Origin of the sequence: Vibrio sp. M250220 (assembly GCF_036533795.1) — a bacterium.
In the GTDB taxonomy this organism is placed as follows: Bacteria; Pseudomonadota; Gammaproteobacteria; order Enterobacterales; family Vibrionaceae; genus Vibrio.
Window position 1 is genome coordinate 1 of sequence record NZ_JATABI010000208.1, and the last position, 441, is coordinate 441.

A 441-nucleotide genomic window follows, 5' to 3' on the forward strand; every position below is an offset into this window, starting at 1 on the left:
TTAGAAGGTGGTGATCGTTCCTTTGGGCTATGCCCGAAGAACGCTCATGTTCAAGATGTCCTCGTTTGTAACCAGCAAATGAAGGAAATAAAGAACATGAGCAGATATGAATCCGCCTCACTATATTACAGGTGTCAGTACCACATAGTATGGACGCCAAAGTACCGCCTGAAAATCTTGAAAGGTAATTTGGGTAAGGAGCTTTACCGGAGCATCTATATCTACAGTAATATGAAGAACTGTAAGGTTGTAGAGCTGAATGTTCAAGTAGACCACGTACATCTGGTCGTGAGATTGCCACCTAGTCTAAGTGTTTCGACATATATGGGCTTTGTAAAAGGACGAACCGCAATTCGCCTATTTAACAAATTTCCGTACTTAAGAAAGAAGAAATTATGGGGCAACAAATTTTGGCAAAGAGGCTACTTCGTTGATTCGGTA

At 41.3% G+C, this 441-nt stretch carries 1 protein-coding gene; it reads left to right on the forward strand.

Features of this window, described 5'->3' with window-relative positions; all coding sequences use genetic code 11:
• Positions 1–96: 96 nt before the first annotated feature.
• Positions 97–441: IS200/IS605 family transposase (gene tnpA, locus QTN94_RS20465; protein WP_331428693.1), on the forward strand; the 345-nt coding region annotated here is incomplete at its 3' end.